The organism is Bacillus sp. S4 (genome assembly GCF_040838205.1).
GTDB classification, from domain to species: domain Bacteria; phylum Bacillota; class Bacilli; order Bacillales; family Bacillaceae_G; genus Bacillus_A; species Bacillus_A cereus_U.
On record NZ_JBFPJI010000070.1, the window covers coordinates 1 to 14,439 of the forward strand.

The following is a 14,439-nucleotide window of genomic DNA, read 5'->3' on the forward strand; positions in this document are numbered from 1 at the left end:
ATTATAGTCTAATTAGTTTTTATTGTCAATGCGTATATCGTTTCATTTTTTCATCAAAAACAATATTCTGATAACTCATCTCCATCAAATAATTTGTTTGAAAAAGAGCAACAGACAAGCGGGAACATTCATGTAATAAACTTCTACTTTTCCCATAACCAAAAAAGCCATACAAATGTATGACTTTTTACTCATATTTTTTGTTCAGCTACATATTTACTTCCCAATTACGGAAGGAAACAATTCCGAAAGTGGAACTACTCTCCCCATCTCATCTTTAAACACAATATGCTCTCTCGTTAAATGGCGCGGGCTCTTTACCCCCGCCGCTGCCGCTAATGAAAACAAACTATATCTCATGCTAATAATGTAGTTCATTACTCGCCATTTCTTCTCATATGGATCTAACGCTTTTTGGTAGTGTGGATTCGTAGTTGCAACACCCGATGGGCATTGCCCTGAATTACATTGAAGCGCCATAATACAGCCACTTGCCATCATGAAGCCGCGTGCTGAATTTACGGCATCTGCACCGATAGCTAAAGCAATCGCTACTTTATCTGGTGTGATTAATTTCCCTGAGGCAAACACCTTTAATTTATCCCGAACACCGTAATGATTCGCCGTATCAATAAATGTAAGTAATGCCGGTATAAGCGGTAACCCCATACTATCTGCCATCGATTTATACGTTGCACCTGATCCACCTTCTGAACCGTCGATTGTAATAAAATCTGGATAGATGTTTAATTCTTTCATTGTTTTTAATAAATCTTCCAAAGGCTTCTGTTGACCAATTACAATTTTCATGCCCACTGGTTTACCACCATTTTCTTGCAAATCTTGAATAAAATATAAAGCCTCTGCCGCACTATTAATAAATGAAAATCGATTTGGCGAATTAATCGTTTCACCTTCTCGTACTTTCCGAACGGAAGCGATTTTCTCATTTACCTTCTGTCCTTCTAAATGACCACCACGTATTTTTGCTCCTTGCCCAAATTTCAATTCAAACGCTTTAATATTACTTTCTTTCGCCTTCTCCATAAATTCCTTCATCGAAAAATTCCCGTCCTCGTCACGGTATCCGAATAATCCAGGACCAATTTGCGCAACGATATTCGCACCCGTATGTAAATGTTCTGGAATTACGCCCCCTTCCCCAGTATTAATCCACGAACCACCTGCCATTTTTGCACCAAACCCAGCTGATAAAATATAATTTTCTCCAATCGCACCGTAAGATGTAGCTGACGCTCCAAACATCCCATACAGTTTCCATGGATATTTACGATTTTCGCCGACTATAATTGCATCATCTTCTTCATACAACCAAAGGTTTGTTGTATCCGCTGTCAATTTTTCTCTTCTTGAAAATAACCCTTCTTTATGAATCATATACTTTTTCCCCTCACGTTCTTGCGTGAGATTCACACTTAATTCATCTGTTAATGTGGGGAATAATGTATTAGCAATATAATAGCCAGATTCCTCAAAATCCCGTTTTGATCCAAAACCAAGTATTTCAGAACGGTATTTTGCTAGAAACATAACACTTTGAAAATCGTAGCGCGAAAAAGGCTTTCCGTCAGTATCATGATCAAACCAATATTGCCTAAATTCTGGGCCTATTTTTTCGAGTAAATAGCGCATTCTACCTAAGTATGGATGCAGTTTTAATATAGAATGATGCGTCCGTTTTTTAATAAAAAATGTAATGATAAAAAAGACAATTAAAAGTAGCATCAAAAAGAGCAATATACTAATAATAACGAGTAGCGCTTCACTCATTCCGCTTCCCCCTATATATGAAATTCCATAATAAAAAGAGAACACTCGATGTGTTCTCTTTTTATCCTTATTCACACTAACGTAGCAAGATGCTCTTTCGCGTCATATTCAACTAAACTTTCAGCATTTTTAATTCGATGAACAAAATCTGGGTTAGCGATTAATGGTCTTCCGAACGCCGCTACATCAATTGTTCCTTCTTGCAATGCTTCTTCTGCCTCTTTCGGATTCAAATTACCCACCCCAACAATAGTACCATCCCAGTATTTTCTTACTAATTGATGAAAATTCTTTCCGTCAGCAATAACTTGCGTATAATTCATCGTTGAAGGGTGAATCATCGTTAATCCAACTTCTTTGAACATATTTACAAAAGTTTCAATCGCAAATTCTGGGTTTCCCCACATATAGGCAGGGTTATCACCTTTAAAGGCAGAGAAGCGAAGCAGCGTTTTATTAGCTCCAACTGCTTCAATTACAGCCTCCGTTACTTCTTTCATAAATGTTAACCTTTGCTTTAAGTCCCCGCCATATTTATCTGTGCGCTTATTTGCAAATTCATAAGTAAATTGATCAATTAAATATCCATGTGCACCGTGAATTTCTACTCCATCAAACCCAGCTTCGATTGCGTTTTTTGCAGCTTGTGCATATTGACCGATAACTTCTTTTATTTCTTCTATTGTCATTGCTTCTGGTATATCAAACGGTTTACGAAAACGCGGAACATTACCCTCCGCAGCAATAGCAGACGGTGCTTGCGGCATTTGACCACCAATTATTTCGTGATGACTCATACGTCCAACATGCCATATTTGAGCAATAATCGTTCCGCCTTCTTTATGTACTGCCTCTGTAACAGGTTTCCAAGAATCAATTTGCGCTTGTGTATAAATACCTGGCACTCCTGGATTCCCTTTTGCTCTCGGGCTAATGACAATTCCTTCTGTAATAATTAATCCAATCCCATCCGCAGCACGTTTTTGGTAATACTCTACTACATCAGTACCAACTACCCCAGTCTCATTATTTGCAAAACATCTCGTCATCGGTGCCATCGCTATGCGATTACGAAGAGACCAAGATCCAATTTGAATCGGATCAAACACCTTTGTTTCATCAATGTTTTCAAAAGATCCCCAATTATTTATATTTGTTCCTGCATAAATATTTGCTGCTTTATTGTTTGAACTTGTCATTTTTCTTCCCCCTTATAAAAAAATTACTATAATCGCATCATACTTACTTTTAAATAGTAACGTCAATTTATACGTCTTTAACATTAAAGATTCGAATATTAAACAAATAGAATAATAAAAACAAAAATTAAAAAGGTTTCCTAAGTAGGAAACCTTTTTTAGTTGACCATATAAGGCTAACAATTCGTTTATCTCTTTTAAATAAAGAAAATAAACAATTATTATCTCCTCACATATGGAAAATCTCTTAACAATAGAAGTGGGAGTGGTTCAGTATTCTTCTAAAAATAATAACTTATATACCTAAAACAATGAAAGCCCTACCTCTCTTTCATCCTTACGGCTCCTCGTCCGTGCCAGTGTGAATCAGGATTGCAAAAATCAAGTAACTATTTTATCGAGTTATTTAATTAAACTTCGAACATTCGTAAAAGAAATTAAAAAATAAAAATGGATTAAATTGTAGTAATAACAAAAGAGGTTAATGCTCTAAAAGTGGTTTGAAAGAGTTGAATGTCTTTGAAATGATTGATTTTCTATAATTATATTCCCAAAAAATTCAAGATCTTTTTTGGGATGTAATACATTATCTACAATGAATCTTAACAAAAGCTTTTTATTTGATTTTCTGTGATACCTTCAATTAATCCCAGCTCACTAATCAAAAATTCATGTGCGTTATCTAACATTTTCTTTTCGCTTGCATTAAGTGCTTTTTCTTTCTGCATACGTAATAAATCACGTACAACTTCAGCACCTTCTTGTATTTTACCCGTTTTTATTTTATCAGTGTTCAATTTATACCTTTGTTTCCACGTAAGTAATCTATCTGATTCCCCATGCTGAAAAATATCTATTATGTTTGTTAATGCCTTTATATCTGTAACTGGTCGTATATTTGAATTCAATATTTTCCCCATAGGAATCATTACTTCCATATTACTAGCCGACATTTTTATAACATAATACTGTCTTTTTTCTCCTGAGATTTCCTTTTCTTCTATGGCTTTAATTATACCTGCTCCGTGCATTGGATAAACGATGTTATCGCCAATTTGAAACAAATAATCCACCTCCATATATGGTAACCTTCTCAATCTTAACACACATTTATTTTTTTAGCAAAATTTTTATAATATCACAAAATTATTTTCTATGTCAATTTATTTACACATAAAAATTCAAGCTGTACAGAAACACTAAAAAACCCGCATTTTGTTACATTTTCCACACACATATCTATTCTAATTTCACATTCTCATTTAACATAAAAACACATTACTACATATGAGTAGTAATGTGTTTTTTATAAGGTATAGGAGAACATTCACTTTTAATTTTACGTCTATATACTAACCTGCTTACGAACTGTTTCTCGCGCTAAAAGAAAACTCATAATCACTTGCGCAGCTACTCTACTCGTCATATCTCTAAAATCAAGAGTTGGATCAATTTCTACTATATCCATCCCTTGAACGAGTGGCTCTTTACCAAGGAATTCAATTGCATCAAGTAAAGTTGTACTATCCATTCCACCAGGACCGATTGCTGGACAGCCTGGCGCAAACGCTTGGTCTAATACGTCCATATCAAGAGAAATATAAATAGAAGTCACACCTTGTTTTCTTAATACTTCAATACTTTCTGAAATAAGATCTTTTATTTCTCGCTCTCTTACATCTTTCATTGTATACACTGTCACGCCATGCTCTTTTGCATATTCATGGTACGCTCGTGCATTTGAAAAATTACGAATCCCAATTTGAACGAGTTGTTTTCCTGTAATCACATCATTTTCTAGTAAACTACGGAACGGTGTACCATTTGATGGACCACCATCATCTAAATTACGTAAATCATGATGGGCATCAAATTGAATAATACCGACCTTTCCTTTACTATTTGCAAACCCCGTTATACTCGGAAAACTAATCGAGTGGTCACCACCAAGAACGATTGGTATCATTTTCGGATTTACTTTCGTCAAGTGACCAACTGTTTTCGCAATTCGGTTATGACTCTCTTTTATATCTGTCACATGCATCGTAATATCACCGCAATCATGAAGAACACTTTCTTTCATATCATGTTCTTCTGTAATTGCGTACGTGCTATATGCATCTAACATTGAACGAATTGTTTTTGGTGCAAAACATGCTCCTGAATGACTAATAGATGGTTTAGAAAGGGGTGCTCCAATTAAGGCAGCACCGAATATTTCCTCTCCTTCCTCCCAATCTTTAATCATTTCGCTCCATTTCGTTACTTCGCGATCGATAAACTTTGCATTTTTCTTTAAATAGTGGCCGTGCTCCACGATTGTTCACCTCTTGTATATGCGATATTACCATTCTTCCATACTGTATTTACATGACTTACGCCGTAATGGTACGGTACGTAAGCGTAATTATACGCATCCCATAAAACTAAATCCGCCTTACGACCAACTCTAATTTTCCCAGCTACATCGCCTCGATTAATGGCATAAGATGAGTTAACCGTTACGGCATTCCAGACTTCTTCTGGTGTCATTTTCAGTTTCAGCATCGCAATGCTCATAATAAGCTGAATGTTTTCAGTTGGACAGCTACCTGGGTTAAAGTCTGTAGCTAAAGCAACCGCAACACCTTCATCGATCATTTTGCGACCGCGTGCGAAACTTTCTTTATTTAAATAGAAAGTTGTTCCTGGTAATAAAGTTGCTACTGTATTAGAATTCGCAAGCATTTCAATTCCTTTATCAGAAGCGCCAACTAAATGGTCCGCTGACGCTGCACCGATTTCAGCCGCTGCTTCCGCACCACCAAGAGGGTCGATTTCATCTGCATGAATTTTCACATCAAAGCCCAGCTCTTTCGCTTTTAATAAAAATTCTTTTGATTCTTCTACAGAGAACACACCTGTTTCACAGAAAATATCAACGAACTCAGCTAATTGCTTCTCTTTCATCTCTGGTAATAGATCTAGCATCCATTGTAAAAATTCTTTCGATCTTCCTTTATACTCTTTCGGAACTGCATGAGCACCTAAAAATGTTGAAACTAAATCAATTGAATGCTCTTTTTGTAATTGTGCAGTTACCTCTAATTGTTTCCATTCCGTCTCATCATCTAATCCGTAACCACTCTTCGCTTCTACGGTTGTTACACCGAAAGATAGCATACGGTCTAAATGAAATTTCGCTTTTTGAACAAGTTCTTCTTTCGATGCTTGTTTCGTTGCATTTACAGTTGAAAGAATACCTCCGCCTTGTTCTAAAATTTCTAGGTACGGAACTCCTTGTAATTTTAGCGCGATTTCATTTTCACGAGATCCACCAAATACAAGATGAGTATGCGGATCTACAAGACCAGGAGAAACCATTTTCCCACCGCAATCAATAACCTCTTTCGCTTGTAATCCTTTAGCTTCTTCCGCTGTTCCAACGAAAGTAATTACGCCGTTTTCGATTCCAACAGCACCGTTTTCAATAACAGGAAGCGTGTTCATCGCTTCCTGTCTTAACAAGCCATCTTCTTGATCCATTGTTAGTAATTGACCGATATTTATTAGTAAAGTGTCCAGCATGTTTCTTCCTCCTTATTTCATCATTGGAATGTTAACGCCTTTTTCTTTCGCAGTTTGAATCGCTAAGTCATAGCCAGCATCAACGTGACGAACAACACCCATACCAGGGTCAGAAGTTAATACGCGTTCAATACGTTTTGCCGCTGCTTCTGTTCCATCTGCAACGATAACCATTCCAGCATGAAGTGAATAACCCATACCAACGCCACCACCGTGGTGAACAGATACCCAGCTTGCACCGTTTACACTGTTAATTAATGCATTTAAAATTGGCCAGTCTGCTACTGCATCACTACCGTCTTTCATAGATTCTGTTTCACGGTTTGGAGATGCTACTGATCCGCAATCTAAATGGTCACGGCCGATAACGATCGGTGCTGATAATTCACCATTAGCCACCATTTCATTAATAATGCGGCCAAATTTTGCACGCTCACCATAACCAAGCCAACAAATACGTGATGGAAGACCTTGGAACTCAACTTGCTGACGTGCCATACGAATCCAATTACATAAATGCTCATTATCCGCGAACTCGCGTAAAATAACTTCGTCTGTTTTATAAATATCTTCTGGATCACCAGAAAGTGCTACCCAGCGGAATGGTCCTTTTCCTTCACAGAATAATGGACGGATAAATGCTGGAACGAATCCTGGGAAATCGAAAGCATTTTTTAATCCTTCATCGAAAGCAACTTGGCGAATGTTATTTCCGTAATCAAATGTAATCGCACCTTTTTCTTGCATTGCAAGCATTGCTTCTACATGTTTTTTCATACTTTCTTTTGATAATTGTACGTAACGTTCTGGATCTTCTTCACGAAGTTTCTCTGCTTCTTCTACTGTATAACCTACTGGAATATAACCATTTAATGGATCATGAGCAGATGTTTGATCCGTAACTAAATCTGGCGTAATATTACGCTTCACTAGCTCTGGTAAAATCTCTGCCGCATTTCCTAACAGTCCAATTGAAATTGGCTCTTTCTTCTCTTTATACTCGTTCGCAATAGTTAACGCTTCTTCTAAAGACTCTGTATACAGATCACAATATCTCTTTTCAATACGACGGTCGATACTACGCTTATCTACATCAATAGCAATTACAACACCGCCGTTCATCGTTACAGCAAGAGGTTGTGCGCCACCCATGCCACCTAAACCAGCAGTAATCGTTACAGTACCTTTTAATGAACCATCGAAATGTTGACGTGCCGCTTCACCAAATGTTTCATATGTTCCTTGTAAAATCCCTTGTGTTCCAATGTAAATCCAGCTACCTGCTGTCATTTGTCCGTACATCATAAGACCTTTTTTCTCTAGTTCACGGAAGTGATCCCAGTTCGCCCATTTTGGTACTAAGTTTGAGTTCGCTAAAAGAACGCGAGGCGCATCTTCATGTGATTTAAAAATTGCAACTGGTTTTCCTGATTGAACAAGTAACGTTTCGTCGCTTTCTAACGTTTTTAATGAATCAACAATTGCATGGTAGCTTTCCCAGTTACGAGCTGCCCGGCCAATTCCGCCGTATACAACTAATTCTTCTGGTTTTTCAGCTACTTCAGGATCTAAATTGTTCATTAACATTCGAAGTGCAGCTTCTTGAACCCATCCTTTCGTTTGTAACTCAGTACCTCTTGCCGCACGAATTGTTTGTTGTACTTTTTCCATTTCAATCTCTCCCTTTTCTCATTTTATAGTGCTGCATTTACATCCAATCTTTCCTTTATTGAATAGTTCGTTTTTAACCAATGCGCGATATTTTCGATATCCGTTGAGAATATACGGTCATTTGTAATAGAAGGCACTTGCTGACGACCTTGATGATAGAACGTTTTTGTAACTGTACTCATGTTTTCAATCCCGCGATATTCTGCTGCTTGCATCGCACAGATCATCTCAATTGCAAGAACGCGTCTTGCATTTTGAATAATTTGATGCGCATGACGTGAAGCGATTGTTCCCATACTTACGTGATCTTCTTGGTTAGCTGACGACGGAATTGAATCTACACTCGCTGGATGAGCTAATGTTTTATTTTCTGAAACGAGTGAAGCCGCTGCATATTGCATAATCATGGCACCTGATTGAAGTCCTGGTTCTGGACTTAAAAATGGTGGTAAGTCATTTAATTGCGGATTTACTAGGCGTTCAATACGGCGCTCTGAAATATTTGCAAGCTCCGCCATCCCTACTTTTAAGAAGTCCATTGCAAATGCAATTGGTTGTCCGTGGAAATTACCACCAGAAATTACTTTTTCCCCGCCATCAAAAATAAGTGGATTATCTGTTGCTGCATTCATTTCAATTTCTAATTTTTCTTTCACATAATTTAAAACTTGCCAAGAAGCACCGTGAACTTGCGGGATACAACGAAGTGAATATGCATCTTGTACACGAAGTTCTCCTTGTTTTGTCACAAGTTTACTATCATGAAGAATATCACGAATTCTGCTTGCCACTTCCACTTGCTCTTTATAACCACGCGCTTTATGAACATTTTCATCGAATGCATCAATAATGCCGCGTAATCCTTCCATTGTCATCGATGCAATTAATTCTGATTGATAAGCACTTGCTTCAGCTTCTATATAAGAAAGAACCCCTTGCGCTGTCATCGCCTGCGTACCATTGATTAACGCAAGACCTTCTTTTGCTTCAAGTTCAATAGGTTCAAGTCCTTCTTCTGTAAGAGCAACCATCGCATGAACTCGTTTTCCTTTGTAGAACACTTCACCTTCACCTAATAAAACGAGAGCAAGATGAGATAATGGTGCTAAATCACCGCTCGCTCCTAGTGATCCTTGTTGCGGAACGACTGGATGAATTTTACGATTTACAAACTCAAGAAGCATATTTACAACAAGTGGTCTAACACCCGATACTCCTTTTAACATCGTATTAGCTCGTAAAATTAACATACCGCGTGATACTTCTTCCGGGAATGGATCGCCTATTCCGCACGCATGTGACTGAATTAAATTATGCTGAAGTGCCTTTACATCATCTTTTTGAATAAGTACATCACTAAACTTTCCAAATCCAGTTGTAATACCATAAACGACTTTTCCGTCCTCTACGATTTTCTCAACTACTTCGCGGCACTCCGCTACCTTTTGCATACTATTTGGACAAGCTGTTACACCTTCACCTTCAAGTAACAACCTCTTCATTTCTTCAACTGTCAATGTATGTCCTGTTAACGTAATCATTCTTTTTCCTCCTTATAAAGGCAAAAGGGGACCTTATCTTTTTAAGACAGACTTCTGTCCTAAAAAATAAGGCCCCCTTCTAACTAATAGACTATGGGCAAATCATATGTGATTAATTCCTAAACCAATCGCCTCATGCTCAGATCCTTTTACAGGTGCACCAATCGTTCCATAAAGTGCAACAGCAACCCATTCGCCTTCTTTTTTTCCGTCGTATGGTGTACCGCGCACAATCGCAAAGCGAAGTCCTACTGTACGAAGAACGTCTGCTAACTGAATTTGACCTCTCGTCACTCCGTACAAAGCTTCCATAATTGCATGATAAAGTGCATGTGTTTCTCTGTAAACATCTGTTTCAATAACTCGGTTGCTCTTAGCCGCTGTTTCCATTGCTGCTACTACTTTTTGCGAATTCATAGAACCAACTTTCCCAGTACAATATTTCCAACCTTTTGGAATAGATAATACGGGACTTTCATTCTCATCCGCAAGTGCCAACAGCATAGCCATACGACCAATTCGATGTGTTCCTTGAAGAAGCATGTGACTCTCTCATTTCTTTTGAATTATTTGAATATTACTTAATTTAAGAATATATGAAAACGGTTAAATCGTCAATAGTTTAAAATATTATTCAAGCAATTTTTTATCCCTCTCATACTTGTACTTGTGTACACAATTTATTTACAGATTTTTTTCAGACGTGCTATAGTCTCACTAACAGATGCAAAGGGGCGAGATTTCAGTGGCGAAGCGAAAGGATATTCATTTTCGAATTGAAGAAAAATTACTTGCAAGGTTTGAATCGGCACTCCATTACGAAAGTTTAAATAAAACAGACGTATTAACACATGCGATTCAGCAATTTTGCATAAAGGTGGAATGTGAAAAAATGAATGATGTAAAACGCCAATACAACGTTAGTAACCATTTACAAACACGTATCGATACGCATACATATTTCGAAGAGAAACGAGTGAATGTAGATGAAATCGTCATTGAACATTTACAACTTCAAGGGAAAGAAAAAATATTAGAGGTCGGATGCGCTAACGGAAAATTCCTTTCCCTTTTGCAAACGAATGGTCATAAAGGACATCTAACTGGTTTTGATCAATCGGAAACTATGCTTTCTGAAGCTACAATAAAGAATAATATAATCGAATGGAAACTGGGTGATGCTAGTAAACTTCCTTTCGAAGCTAATTGTTATGATTGGGTAATCGCAAGGCATATGTTATACCACATGAAAGATGTCGAAAAAACAATTCAAGGATTCCATAAAGTAATTCGTCCCGGCGGCGCACTTTTAGCTACAACAAATTCTAAAGTTTCATTACCTCGTATAGATGAAATGTGTAACAAAATGTTAGTCGCATTTGATTTACCAAAAACATCACCGTCAGCAGCTCCATTTTGTTTAGAAAATGGTAAAGATCTATTACACTCTGTTTTTTCAACTGTTGAAGAAACAATTATTCATAATGCACTTGTTTTTCATCATGCCACTCCAATCATTAACTATATTTCCAGCATGTTTCCGTCGCTGAATATACCTGATAATATGTCCCTTCACACCGAAATGAAGGACTGGCTAAAAAAAGAAATAGATAATGAATTAACAATTCATGACGGTATATGGAGCGATCCGAAAACGTTAGTAATTTATCGATGTAAAAAGAAATAAGCTAGCATTCGCTAGCTTTTACACGTTTTCCGGTAAAAGATTCTCCATCATCATATTGCCCTTGCCACTATAAAAATTTATATTATGTTCATTCGCTACCCCAAAATAAGAGGCAATCGCTATTCCAAATGGTACAAATGCATGTCCTTGTGCTGTAATAATATTTGCGTGCTGTACAACTTCTTCATACACAAAATTTTCTACTGGAAAACAATCTAATTTTTGATAATCTATGGTCGCTGTATAAGAAATTTCTTTAAATAAACCTGCTCTTGCTAACGCATACGGTCCAGCACAAATCGCTGCCACTAATTTTTCTTGTTCAGAGAATTGACGAATAACTGAAAAAAGCAGTTCTGCCTCTTTCATATGTATTTCATCTTCACCTGGAATAAGAATCCCCTCATACTCTTCCACACGCACTTCATTTAATTCTATGTGCGGTTGTACTTGCAAGCCCGTTTCACTTATAACCATTTCTTTCGTTACACCCGCTGTAATAATCTCATATTTATTTTTCAGCAATGCCGTTGCTACTGTAATTTCAAACTCCGCAAATGTCGGATATACGAATAATAATATTTTTTTCATAGCCTTTTCTCCCTTAGCCACCCTATAAAATATGCCTCTAATTCGTCCACTGATAATATATTAGTGTCCACATAAGTTACGGGAAATTGTTTATACCATTCTTTTTCAACTTCTACTAATCTAAATTGTTCCTCAAATGTACTTCGATTTCTTGCCCTATCATTATTTTTTCTATCATACAAATTCTCTTTCGAAACATCTAAATAAAAAATTGCATCCGAACGGCACTCTCTTAATTTATATAGTTCTTCTTTCAATTCTGTTTCTATATCCCACTCTTCTCCTATAATCGTCGGATAAAAGAGTGTATAAAACTCAATATCTTCTGGTCCACGATCAAAAATAACAATCGATTCCTTTACATTTTGAAACTCTTTTATTTTTGCTTCAATAAACATTTTTTGATTTGTAATAAACCCATCTTTTGTGTAAATATCCAAATTTAATTCTTTCCGCTTTTCTACAATTGGATAAGGGTTTTCATATATAACTGAAAGCCCACATCGTTCTAACCTTTTGGCCAATGTTGTTTTTCCACTTGCCATAGGTCCTTGAAGTGAAATTACGTATGCCATCCCTCTCATTCCCTTTTCCTATAATACATTGATAATATACAGAATTTTGAAAACAATCAACAAAATATATATCATCTTGTTTCTTATTCTTATCTAACTTATAATAAAAAATAGAGATTATGACGGACGCATCAATAATGTAAGCTTGGAAATCCAAGCTTACATTATTTTTTGCTTTCCCTTTTCTAATAAAAAGAGTATACTAATCTGGAACGTATGTTCTTAATGATTACATACAGTAAGGAGATAGAACAATGGTATACGACACAAAAGCAATTTCTTGGAATGAATCTTTAAAACAACTTCAACGCCGCTATACAAATAAACAAGTTGACCGAAAAGAATTTGAAGATATCGAACTGATGGAATTCTTCCGCGATAACAACTACATTTCTTTACCTACACATATAAGCGGCCTATCAACAACACGTTTTACTTCTTACTCTATTTTCACAACCGAAGATAAAGATCGTAAAGTTGGCACTCTTATCATTGAATATGTAGAAGATGAAAATGATATTTTACGTGTTGAACAACTATACTTCGTTTAAACTACAACGCTTGGTCAAATTGACCAAGCGTTCTTGCTTTCTATGAATCTCACTGTTTATAATATAAATAAAAGAAAACTGCTTTCGTTAAGGGGGAATACGATTGCTAGAAGGATGGTTTAGTTGGTTTATTGTCGTTTGGACTGTTGTATTATTAGGACTTATGTCTATTGGTGGATATTTCATGTTCAGAAAATTCCTAAAACGGTTACCGAAAGAAGATGGTATGTCCATTTTAGATTGGGAGCAACACTACATTGATCAAACACGACACTTATGGGATAACGAGCAGAAACAATTATTAGAAGAACTCGTAAGCCCTGTTCCTGAACTATTTCGTGATGTTGCTAAATCAAAAATTGCTGGTAAAATTGGAGAACTCGCCTTACAAGAAAATGCCTCTCAAATTACACAAGATTTAATTATTAAAGGATATATCATTGCCACACCAAAACGTGATCATAAATTTTTAGTTAAAAAATTGCAAGAAAAAGAGATTGATTATTCGAATTATAAAACTTTACTTGCAAAATAATCTTCATTTCCCCCCCTATTTTCAACAAGTTAACATCAATGGTAAACGTTTTATACGTCGTGGTTGGGACAGAAGATGTTAACAATACCAATAAAAAGACAGCGCCTTTGACGCTGTCTTTTTTTATACATATACAGTTTTCAAGTTAGCTTCATATCTTTTTCGTTATAAAAACCATCTTCTTTTTCCATTTCCTTCTGTAATTTCGTAAAGGAACGGTACATCGCAATTCTCCATGACACAATCATTGCAAACGCAAGTAAGAAGAACATACCGCTAAGTTGTCCTAAATCAAGAGATTGGCTTAAGTATGTTTTAAACACGATACGCACTACAAGTAATCCAATTAAAATAAATACAAATGCTTTTGAACGCTTCAAATAAATCTCTTGTCCGCGTATTTCAAATTTAGATGTTTTAATAAGAAAAATGGAGAAAAATAGACCAACGACAATCGCTTCTAACATTTCTGCTGGAGTTAATCGAAATTCAGGAAAAACATACATCAATGCTCCTGTGCTCATGAAAAATGGCGGAAGTATAATTTTTTTCAATGTTGCAGGTTTCTTAGCTGCTTTTAAACGAATAAACATCGCACCGACAGCCATACAAACAGCAACGATACTTGATAACAAAACTATGTTCATATTTTCTCATCCTTTTTTGTGGCTATATGCAAAATATAATTTCATTATATGCTTTTCCGTTAGTATTTCCAACATTTTCACAGA

General features: G+C 36.4%; 14 protein-coding genes. 3 read left to right on the top strand and 11 right to left on the bottom strand.

All coding sequences use genetic code 11. From position 1 onward, the window contains the following. Positions 1-216: 216 nt before the first annotated feature. The 8 genes from AB3X48_RS09995 to hutP form a co-directional block, all read right to left on the bottom strand. Positions 217-1,791, bottom strand: coding sequence for an FMN-binding glutamate synthase family protein (locus AB3X48_RS09995; RefSeq protein WP_016105844.1), 1,575 nt, complete (start codon positions 1,789-1,791; stop codon positions 217-219). A 71-nt stretch (positions 1,792-1,862) separates the two neighbouring features. Then, a complete protein-coding gene (locus AB3X48_RS10000; protein ID WP_016105845.1) occupies positions 1,863-2,990 on the bottom strand; it encodes an alkene reductase in 1,128 nt (375 codons plus the stop codon). Between the two features lie 602 nt (positions 2,991-3,592). Then, entirely contained in the window at positions 3,593-4,054 is a 462-nt protein-coding gene (locus AB3X48_RS10005; protein WP_176108044.1) for a CarD family transcriptional regulator, read from the bottom strand. Positions 4,055-4,335: 281 nt separating this feature from the next. After that, on the bottom strand, positions 4,336-5,307 hold the full coding sequence (hutG, locus tag AB3X48_RS10010; protein WP_016105847.1) for a formimidoylglutamase: 972 nt from the start codon (positions 5,305-5,307) through the stop codon (positions 4,336-4,338). Continuing rightward, positions 5,286-6,557: an imidazolonepropionase gene (hutI, locus tag AB3X48_RS10015; protein WP_002111179.1), complete on the bottom strand. Its 1,272-nt coding sequence runs from the start codon at positions 6,555-6,557 to the stop codon at positions 5,286-5,288. The genes hutG and hutI overlap by 22 nt, the downstream gene beginning before the upstream one ends. A gap of 12 nt (positions 6,558-6,569) precedes the next feature. After that, positions 6,570-8,228: a urocanate hydratase gene (gene hutU, locus AB3X48_RS10020; protein ID WP_016105848.1), complete on the bottom strand. Its 1,659-nt coding sequence runs from the start codon at positions 8,226-8,228 to the stop codon at positions 6,570-6,572. Between the two features lie 23 nt (positions 8,229-8,251). Further along, positions 8,252-9,769: a histidine ammonia-lyase gene (gene hutH, locus AB3X48_RS10025; protein WP_002066582.1), complete on the bottom strand. Its 1,518-nt coding sequence runs from the start codon at positions 9,767-9,769 to the stop codon at positions 8,252-8,254. Between the two features lie 102 nt (positions 9,770-9,871). Next, positions 9,872-10,312, bottom strand: coding sequence for a histidine utilization transcription antiterminator HutP (gene hutP / locus AB3X48_RS10030; protein WP_000926519.1), 441 nt, complete (start codon positions 10,310-10,312; stop codon positions 9,872-9,874). A 202-nt stretch (positions 10,313-10,514) separates the two neighbouring features. Between hutP and AB3X48_RS10035 the strand changes: the two genes are divergently transcribed. Next, positions 10,515-11,456: a class I SAM-dependent methyltransferase gene (locus tag AB3X48_RS10035; RefSeq protein WP_016105849.1), complete on the top strand. Its 942-nt coding sequence runs from the start codon at positions 10,515-10,517 to the stop codon at positions 11,454-11,456. An 18-nt stretch (positions 11,457-11,474) separates the two neighbouring features. Here AB3X48_RS10035 and AB3X48_RS10040 read toward each other — a convergent pair whose 3' ends face one another. Together AB3X48_RS10040 and AB3X48_RS10045 are read right to left on the bottom strand one after the other, a co-directional pair. Continuing rightward, on the bottom strand, positions 11,475-12,047 hold the full coding sequence (locus tag AB3X48_RS10040; RefSeq protein WP_367959402.1) for a DJ-1/PfpI family protein: 573 nt from the start codon (positions 12,045-12,047) through the stop codon (positions 11,475-11,477). Next, a complete protein-coding gene (locus tag AB3X48_RS10045; protein ID WP_033714858.1) occupies positions 12,044-12,622 on the bottom strand; it encodes an AAA family ATPase in 579 nt (192 codons plus the stop codon). The genes AB3X48_RS10040 and AB3X48_RS10045 overlap by 4 nt, the downstream gene beginning before the upstream one ends. 254 nt (positions 12,623-12,876) lie before the next feature. Between AB3X48_RS10045 and AB3X48_RS10050 the strand changes: the two genes are divergently transcribed. After that, positions 12,877-13,173, top strand: coding sequence for a hypothetical protein (locus AB3X48_RS10050; protein ID WP_016105852.1), 297 nt, complete (start codon positions 12,877-12,879; stop codon positions 13,171-13,173). Positions 13,174-13,276: 103 nt separating this feature from the next. Beyond that, positions 13,277-13,708 carry a DUF2621 domain-containing protein gene (locus AB3X48_RS10055; protein ID WP_016105853.1) on the top strand — a complete coding sequence of 144 codons (432 nt, stop codon included), beginning with the start codon at positions 13,277-13,279 and terminating at the stop codon, positions 13,706-13,708. Positions 13,709-13,848: 140 nt separating this feature from the next. On the opposite strand, the gene AB3X48_RS10060 is transcribed toward AB3X48_RS10055, so the two are convergent. Continuing rightward, positions 13,849-14,355: a CcdC family protein gene (locus AB3X48_RS10060; RefSeq protein ID WP_002160885.1), complete on the bottom strand. Its 507-nt coding sequence runs from the start codon at positions 14,353-14,355 to the stop codon at positions 13,849-13,851. Between the last annotated feature and the right edge of the window lie 84 nt (positions 14,356-14,439).

Excerpts from the sequence above, each read along its gene's own strand:
- AB3X48_RS09995 (WP_016105844.1), bottom strand. The coding sequence starts at position 1,791 with ATGAGTGAAGCGCTACTCGTTATTATTAGTATATTGCTCTTTTTGATG.
- AB3X48_RS10000 (WP_016105845.1), bottom strand. The coding sequence starts at position 2,990 with ATGACAAGTTCAAACAATAAAGCAGCAAATATTTATGCAGGAACAAAT.
- hutI (WP_002111179.1), bottom strand. The coding sequence starts at position 6,557 with ATGCTGGACACTTTACTAATAAATATCGGTCAATTACTAACAATGGAT.
- hutU (WP_016105848.1), bottom strand. The coding sequence starts at position 8,228 with ATGGAAAAAGTACAACAAACAATTCGTGCGGCAAGAGGTACTGAGTTA.
- hutH (WP_002066582.1), bottom strand. The coding sequence starts at position 9,769 with ATGATTACGTTAACAGGACATACATTGACAGTTGAAGAAATGAAGAGG.
- hutP (WP_000926519.1), bottom strand. The coding sequence starts at position 10,312 with ATGCTTCTTCAAGGAACACATCGAATTGGTCGTATGGCTATGCTGTTG.
- AB3X48_RS10040 (WP_367959402.1), bottom strand. The coding sequence starts at position 12,047 with ATGAAAAAAATATTATTATTCGTATATCCGACATTTGCGGAGTTTGAA.
- AB3X48_RS10045 (WP_033714858.1), bottom strand. The coding sequence starts at position 12,622 with ATGGCATACGTAATTTCACTTCAAGGACCTATGGCAAGTGGAAAAACA.
- AB3X48_RS10050 (WP_016105852.1), top strand. The coding sequence starts at position 12,877 with ATGGTATACGACACAAAAGCAATTTCTTGGAATGAATCTTTAAAACAA.
- AB3X48_RS10060 (WP_002160885.1), bottom strand. The coding sequence starts at position 14,355 with ATGAACATAGTTTTGTTATCAAGTATCGTTGCTGTTTGTATGGCTGTC.